This is a genomic window from Streptococcus sp. CL8.13, from assembly GCF_049737895.1.
Map to the genome: position 1 here is coordinate 1 of NZ_JBKOTT010000036.1, position 7,875 is coordinate 7,875.

The window sequence follows — 7,875 nt, forward strand, 5'->3', positions numbered from 1 at the left end:
AAACGGATTTTCATCGCTCTAAATATCAAAAAAGAAAGGACGAAATTTGTCCTTTCTAAATCTTAGCTTTTCTTCAACCCACTACAGTTGACAAAGAGCCAAAAATTTTACGAAATGCTAAAATAATTATATTGTCTCACACAAAAACTAGATAATTCAAAAATTCACCTATCGACTATCTGTGTTTGATTACAAGATATAGAAAATCTATTATTTGGGGAGGTGACAATAAAAGTGAATAATGTAAAAATTTAGAATTTTCAACATAGGTAAAATTATCCAATATGGGTAATCTTCATAGCAACTTCATTATTTAATAACATTTGAAGCAGCTCATCATCTATAAATTTTTTAACTCCATAAAAATAAAGTAAATATTGAGGAAATGCACTAAGTAACAATACTCGTTCAAAAGGTAATATAAAGTCATTATATTGCTTTAAAAATATGTCTTTAGAATCTATGAGCCCCTCTTGTATAAATGAATTGATTTTTAAATGAAATAATATATAAGTTGTATAACAAGCCAAGTTAAGCCAAACTTGATTTTTATCTTTCATTCTCGTTTGAAATGGACCATGTTCTTTGATAAAACTCTCACACGCATCTTTAAAGTGAACATCGCTAAACACAGGATATGTAATAAGATTAATACTATCACAATTTATAAAACTTTCATGAAAGTAATTATTAGCTTCCACCATAGGATAACTTAAAAAAAGTTTACCATTTTCGGTCTCAGCATTAAATAAATTTAACATCTCCTCAATTTTGTTATATATTTTTTCTAGATTTTTATCTTTTTTATAGTGTTGAGCGTCTAAATCGAAAAAGAGATAAATTAGAGAGAAGTCCTCACTAGTATATTCAAATTCACCATCAGATAATTCACAAATATGTTCTACTGTTTGTTCATATTGGTTTTCTTTTAATTTCTCATATAAGGAATAAATGTTTGTAGAAAAAACAACTATTTCATAATCAATTTTATGAGAAAAAAAATTACTTTGAAAATTACAAACCGATTTCACAAGGTTTTTATCCGGTTTTTTACCTTCGGTAATAAATAGTATTCTTCTAGCTTCTGACATCAGCAAAGAATCCTGTTCTATACATTTTCTCTAAATTTTGTGTTTTTCTTATAACCATATCTGTTTTATTTGAAAGACTAGATATTTCATTACCTTCAATGATGTAATAACAATCTGGTCGTAATAAAGTATTAGACATATTAGTGGTATTATGTGTTGTTATAACTAATTGAAGAGATGGTATTTTTATTAATCTTTTAATAATTTCACGAGAAACATCATTATGAAAATATGCATCAAATTCATCCATAAAAACAAAACGAACTTCTTTTTCAAACGACATATACCAATAATAGAAAAGTGTTAGTGACCTAGTGCCTTTAGACATAATGCCCCAAAAATCTACTTCCTTTCCTGAGTCAAATTTCACATAAATCTGTTTTTCTCCATCAACCTCTTTTTCAAATAAATTATAATCTATACCTAAATCTTTTAAAAATTGATTATAGTTACTAAGGTTTCCAGCCTTAATAATTGCTGAGGTAATAGATTCCGAACCTGTTTTAAAACCTCTATACCTGTTTCCGTTCAGCGAATCAAAAGATAGCATTCTATTGACAAAATCCATAAAAAGTAAAAATACTTCAACATTTTTATCTGTCTTAGGATTTAATGCTGTATTATTCCTAATATATTTAACTAATGATAGATCCTCAGTATCAAAATCAAATGTTAGATGCTCTGTACCTTTCAAGTTTGCTTTTTCTCTTTCATTTTTTTGACGAGAGTCTATTACTGTAGTCCCATTAATCAAAACAATTTCTTCTACTAATCTTAGAAAGCTAGATTTCTTATATCTATATATAAGTTCATCTTTATCAAACTGAAAAGTATATTCAAATTCCGCTATATCTACATCACTGTCTAAATTTAAGTAATGTTTATCATATTCTTCTTCTCTGATATGTTTATCTGTCAAATGTGAAACTATGTCCATAAGAGCCAAGCCTAAATTGGATTTCCCACTGGCGTTATCTCCATAGATTAGTGAATCTTTAACAAGGTTATCTTGAATTGCATCAGTATTATATTCGTAATTCCCTGAGGTAAAATCGAAGATTAATTCATCTTTAAAATTCTTAAAACCTTTAACTTTAAATGTTTTAATCATGTTTCCTCCTTAGTGTAATTTTTTTACACCACCTATATAATACTAAAGAATAACCCAATTGTCAAAGAATTTTATCTAAGTTCTAGAATCCAGCTTAGCATCAAAATCAAAGACAGGGAAATTCCTCTGCTGACTTCCGCCAAGTGTTGAACTCCCGCGCCAGAAGAAACAGCGAAGAAATGAATATAAACCAGCGTCTCAAGTACACTTAGAAGAAAGATTGCAATGAAAAGCAAAAGGTCTTTCTTGCTTAACATCCCAAAAGAAATCATTTCAAACTTTCTAGCATAAGTAACACTCAGCGAGGTTATAAGAAGACTTACAATAATCAATTCAGATTCATTTTGAAAAAAATCCCCGTGGTTAATCGTATAAGGAACTGTAATGACGATTAGTAGTACTAAAAATCCAAAACAAAAGGCATGAAATTTATCAAAAAACTTCATAAAATTATCCTCCTCAACAAACAAACTTCCCTACAAGTCATCCTTGAGCTCTAATCTTTCCAAAACAAACCATTTTATACTAACGTTGCCTTGTTGTACTCCAGTACAGCCTGCTACTAGTTTTTCCTTTGATTTTCATTGAATATAAGTTAAGAGTGGCAAACTGTTGTAAAACATATGGACTAGAGTAGAAACCCATAGGTTTTGGCTCTTTTTATAAGCAAAGCCCAGCAACAAGCCTCCAAGTAGATAATAGAAAAACGAAGGCACATCATAAGGTTCATGCATGAAAGAAAAGAGAGAGGAAGTCAGTACAAGTCCTAGCCAAGAATTGTCAAAAACCGCACCCTGAAGAAGTCCTCTAAACAGGAGTTCCTCCTGGATAGGTGCCAAAACTGTAGCACTAACAATAAAAGAAAGCGAAAATCCTTTACTAGCTTCCTCAAGGTGTTGATCCGAAGCACCAGAAACAACTGAGAAAAAAGCATGATAGCTAATACTTACAAGCACAGTGAGAAGAAAAATTCCAATGAACAGCAAGAGTTGTTTCCTGCTTAACATCCCAAAAGAAATCATGTCAAACCATTTCGCATAGCCAAAACTAAGGAAAAGCAAGAGACTCTTTATAATAATGAATGTGTACTGGTGTTGAAAATAATCCCCTTGATTGACGGAATATCCCGCTGTACCAATGATTGCAAATACTAAAAATCCCAAAAACAAGGCATGACACTTATTGAAAATGGCCATAAAGCTATCCTCCTCACCAAACAGACTTCCTACACGTCATTCTTTAGATCTAGTCTTTCCAAAACAAACCATTTGAGTAACCAAAATCCGACCACATAGCTAGCCCCTAAGAAGATAGCCATTAAAGCTAGCATGGAATTTAGGGAATTAAAGACCACCACAGATACAAAGGTTAGCACAAAAACATTAAAGGCAATGGTGTCAGAAGCCAAGACCAGAATATAGGGCGTCAACCGGTCTAAAGTTTTGGAATCTAGGAAAAATAAGTGTTTATACATGATGACCTCCTCTTATCAGACTATAGACTAGCCGCAAGTTCTTCCCTACTTTTTATAATACTTCAAGCCCCAAATGAGTAGAAGCATAATAATCAAGCAGAGAATAGCGCCAATATAGGCAATTAGTTGTTGGTAAGATTCTCCTGCTGTGACACCTCTATACAAACAAATAATAGACATAAAACCTGTCAAGCCGATGAACATGAGTTGATTGGTTCTAGGACTAACCAAATCATCATCTTCAAACTTTCTTATCCTCATTTCTCTAGTGAGATAAACAGTGACCAAAATAGAAGCCAAGTTAATAACCACTAAAAGAAATTGGAAAACCAAGGAAAAATTTAAAAACTGACGAGATAGAAATAGATAAGTAGAGACAAGTAAAGGCAACTGACCTAGGAACAATCTCGCAAGGAAGATGTTCCGTTTTTTAGCAAGAAAAGTTTTCATTTCTTTGCTCCTTTCTTTTTAGTTAAAGCAAAATAGATCACAACCGCAATCATATAGGCTATGGTATAAAATAGATGATACCAAATACTCTCCCTAAGCGGATAAAGAAGGATAGACATGATCAGATATAGAACGAAAATGATCAGTATTTTTTTCTTCATAAGATTTTCTCCTAAATGTATGCTTTATCTTAGTTGAGCTACAACCTTTACACTGCTAGTATAGCACTCATGTCGACCTTGGATCACTCAAATCATAAATGGTCATCAAAACATCTTGAATTGTAAAAAATTTAAAAAGCAAGCATGAAAAACATACTTGCCCTTTACACCATATGATACCAACTTAATTTGTAGATTTTTTATCCTGCTATCACATATCATTTTGACAGGCGAAACAATATTAAAGAAACTCCCCTGTAGATTAAACTAGCGATAAAAAATCTCTTTATCTAATTAGATCTATCTTTATTCTTCTTTGGAGATTTTAAAAATTTTTCCCTAATTAAAGAAGTAATAAAAGAAACAAACATACCAACAACAAAAACAATAAGAAAACTTTTGAAATCCATAATTACCTCCAAGTACAGCTCCTCTACATACAAGCTCAATCATTTAAGCAACCATAATAGCCAATTGTAACATTGTTTTTGCATTCACGAGGAATACCTCTTTTTACTTTCGTCCTATTACAACCTTAATAAGGTTAGTATACTACTATTTTTTAAAATTTTCCATCCAAATCATAAATGGTCATCAAAACATCTTGAATTGTAAAAAATTTAAAAAAGCAAGCATGAAAAACATACTTGCCCTATGGAAACTTAACAATGTGAAAATACAAAATAGAAAACTATTCACCCTCACTTCCGTCTGTTCTGATAGATTCTCATGATTGCAACAAGGATACAGGCTGTCCCACCTGCTAAAACCAGAAGAGTAATGATAATGTTGAGAATTTCAGGCGTCCTCTCTATTCTGTTGATAAGACGGAGTAGGGATATAACTGTCAACTGAATCAGGAGTATTGATTCTACTCTTACCATTGAAGTAAGTCTGTTTTCAACTGCATATAAAAAGGCTGGTAGCATAACACAGGCTATAGCAATCACAAACAGATTACTCCCCGTTTCTTCTCCCTTATTCACAACGGAAATCATGAGAAGATTCGATGCTATAATCAACGTAGAACAGATGATAAAAAAGGATTTCTTATTCATTTAATATACCTCACATACTATAGTATTTTAATTGATGACTACAGGCGGTACTTCTTTCCACAAATCTTCTAATCATCGACTGACATCGAGTGAACTGTTAAAACCTGACGAAAGACTTGATTTTGACAGGTGGTATTTAGACTGGTATTAGGATGGCTTTCCACAATTTTCATAACGGTATAGAGACCAACTCCTCTCTCCTCCCCTTTAGAACTGACTCCAAAGGAGAAAATTTCAGAAATATCGATGCCCTCTTCTTTGATGGAGTTTTCAATGATAAAGGTCTCCTGTGCTCCATTTTTTAAAAAGGCGATTGAAACGTGAGGTTGACAGGCTTCTACACTAGCTTCAATGGCATTGTCACAAAGGATAGACACAATGGTTAGAAAATCAAGTAGGCTCATCCCCTCAACCTGAATCTCCTCAGGAACTTCGACATTAAAGACAATCTTCTTATCTCTAGCTTTTAGAAATTTCCCTGCTAGAAGACTTTTGAGGGCACGGTCACGAATATTTACGAGTCGTCCAAGGTCATATTTATTGTCCTGCAATTTTTCACTAGAATCCTTTAAGACCGAGTCGTAGACCTCTTTTATCTGCTCCATGTCCTCCTCTTCAATGCCTAGACGTAAACTGGTCAAGAGGTTAGTGTAGTCATGGCGAAAGCTCCGGACTTCCTTGTAAAGTTCCTCTATATGCCGACTATATCGCTCCATATCTCTGTAGCGCAAGGCCTGCTCTTGGTCCAATCTCTCATGGAGTTTGTCCTTCAAATAGGTATCCAGTTTCTTGATAATCCCCATAAAAAAGAGCAAGTAAAACACTAGAATCAGATGGCGAACAGTCGTTGATTGAATACCTTGTTCATATTCAAAGAAAGACAGACTTTGCATCACTAGATAATAAGCCCCCATTATCCAGTTAATCGTGGTCAGGGACTTTTGAAAACCTTTATCGAGAATCTCCTTTCTCAAGTTAGTGAAATCATAGTCCAACCATTTCAAAAAGACTAAAACTATGAAGCAAACGAATATCGTCATCAATAAAAAGATAGGATTGCTACCTTTATCTACAATTTCTTGTCCCCAAAATGGAAGCACAAAATAGGAGACCCCTCTATAAAAGAGATTTACCAATATCATTGGAAAGAGACCATAAAAGAAGAGGAGTTTTTTAGGAAGCCCTCTTAACAGTAAGAAAGACAAACCTATACCGTACAAGGGTTCCATAAAATAAGATAGATAATCATTTCCTACTATATAGCTAATCATTACAAAAACAACTGCCAAAAGTAGCTTAAAAAGAAAGGCCTTAAAAATTCTCTCAAAATTGAGACCAATTCCATCTACCTTAAAGAAAATAACAATTTTTAGCCCATTAGTAATAAGCGTATACAATAATATCCAAGCAATATTCATAAACTCTCCTAGCTCAATGCAAGTTATTGATAGCCTCAGACACTTCCCTGACCTTATAACGCGCTATCATACAGCTCCCACCATTGGGAAAGTAAAGAAGTTTTTCTTTCTTATCCAAACGAACCACATTGGCAGGATTGATGAGAAAAGAGCGATGGCACTGCAAGAGACGGGGTTCCTGCTTGAAAACCTCCTCTAGACTAGCTGTAAATTCCAACCTGTCTGTCTTGGTATAGAGAATAACACGATGGGCTCTGGGCGATGTTTCAAGATAATAAACCTCTTTAAAAGGATACTGGAATTGGGCAAATTTTGATTTAAAGTAAAAGCAATCTTCCGCCAGACTTTTACTATCTTGACTATTGGCATAGAGGAGGGCTGTCTCGATACGAGATTCAAACTCCTCTGCCGACAAGGCCTTATCAATGTAGTCCAAAGCAGACACTTGGTAGCGAAAGGACAGGGGCATAAACTCCGAGTGAGTCGTCACAAAGACGATGAGAGCATAAGGATCCCGATCCCGAATCTTTCTAGCCACCTCTAGACCCTTCATCTCCTCATTTCGAATCTCAATATCCAAAAAGAATAGCTGATGCGCCCCCTTCTCATGCACCTCTGCCAGCAGTTGATCTGGCTTACCAAAGACTTCAAAAGAACTGGGAGTGATATGATGTTCTTTCATGAGTTTCTCAATCGTCGTTTCAATCCTAGTCTGCTGGGAAAAATCATCTTCTAAAACAAATATTCTCATCTTCTTACTCTCCTTGTTTCGATTTCTTCCTAAAAAGAGAATAGCAAAAATACTATGATACAAGCCCACCAAATCCTAAACAGGCCTTTAATGCTCCTGAAGGGTCGCTTGTTCCTCAAATAAGCATGATAATCTTACAACTATTTTATCATAAAATCTTAACAGTACCATTCAGGAAATTTCAAGGGCAATTAAAGATTTGAAGGCGAAAAAGGAGATAAAAGTGATAGACTGACAGTATCAAAACACAGTTGCTAGAACCAAGACTAGCACCCAGATTAGAGGAGGCATTCTCATGACAGATACAGACCCTATCAAAAGAGCTCAGACTTTGATTACTGACTTAAACAAAGCCTACCAA

Annotated in this window: 8 protein-coding genes and 2 pseudogenes; 1 reads left to right on the plus strand and 9 read right to left on the minus strand. The window is 34.1% G+C overall.

Features of this window, described 5'->3' with window-relative positions:
* Nucleotides 1-275: 275 nt before the first annotated feature.
* The 9 genes and pseudogenes from ACLNCN_RS02115 to ACLNCN_RS02155 form a co-directional block, all read right to left on the minus strand.
* A complete protein-coding gene (locus ACLNCN_RS02115) occupies nt 276-1,091 on the minus strand; it encodes a hypothetical protein (protein ID WP_033684786.1) in 816 nt (271 codons plus the stop codon).
* Nucleotides 1,078-2,202, minus strand: coding sequence for an AAA family ATPase (locus tag ACLNCN_RS02120; protein ID WP_033684785.1), 1,125 nt, complete (start codon nt 2,200-2,202; stop codon nt 1,078-1,080). Before ACLNCN_RS02120 ends, ACLNCN_RS02115 begins: the two co-directional genes overlap by 14 nt.
* Before the next feature lie 92 nt (nt 2,203-2,294).
* Nucleotides 2,295-2,648: pseudogene (locus ACLNCN_RS02125) on the minus strand (CPBP family intramembrane glutamic endopeptidase); the annotation flags it as partial.
* A 135-nt stretch (nt 2,649-2,783) separates the two neighbouring features.
* Complete coding sequence (locus ACLNCN_RS02130; protein WP_424844529.1) at nt 2,784-3,398, minus strand: lysostaphin resistance A-like protein; 615 nt, start codon at nt 3,396-3,398, stop codon at nt 2,784-2,786.
* Nucleotides 3,399-3,427: 29 nt separating this feature from the next.
* Nucleotides 3,428-3,676, minus strand: a complete 249-nt coding sequence (blpZ, locus tag ACLNCN_RS02135; protein ID WP_424844530.1) for an immunity protein BlpZ — start codon at nt 3,674-3,676, stop codon at nt 3,428-3,430.
* Nucleotides 3,677-3,721: 45 nt separating this feature from the next.
* Nucleotides 3,722-4,126 carry a hypothetical protein gene (locus tag ACLNCN_RS02140; RefSeq protein ID WP_020903123.1) on the minus strand — a complete coding sequence of 135 codons (405 nt, stop codon included), beginning with the start codon at nt 4,124-4,126 and terminating at the stop codon, nt 3,722-3,724.
* 451 nt (nt 4,127-4,577) lie between these two features.
* Nucleotides 4,578-4,697: a PncF family bacteriocin immunity protein gene (locus ACLNCN_RS02145; RefSeq protein WP_004269601.1), complete on the minus strand. Its 120-nt coding sequence runs from the start codon at nt 4,695-4,697 to the stop codon at nt 4,578-4,580.
* A 716-nt stretch (nt 4,698-5,413) separates the two neighbouring features.
* Nucleotides 5,414-6,763 carry a sensor histidine kinase gene (locus ACLNCN_RS02150; RefSeq protein WP_020902194.1) on the minus strand — a complete coding sequence of 450 codons (1,350 nt, stop codon included), beginning with the start codon at nt 6,761-6,763 and terminating at the stop codon, nt 5,414-5,416.
* Between the two features lie 13 nt (nt 6,764-6,776).
* The gene (locus tag ACLNCN_RS02155) at nt 6,777-7,514 is read right to left on the minus strand and encodes a response regulator transcription factor (RefSeq protein WP_020902193.1); all 738 of its coding nucleotides are present in this window, start codon (nt 7,512-7,514) and stop codon (nt 6,777-6,779) included.
* A gap of 295 nt (nt 7,515-7,809) precedes the next feature.
* Between ACLNCN_RS02155 and ACLNCN_RS02160 the strand changes: the two are divergent.
* Nucleotides 7,810-7,875: pseudogene (locus ACLNCN_RS02160) on the plus strand (helicase BlpT); the annotation flags it as partial.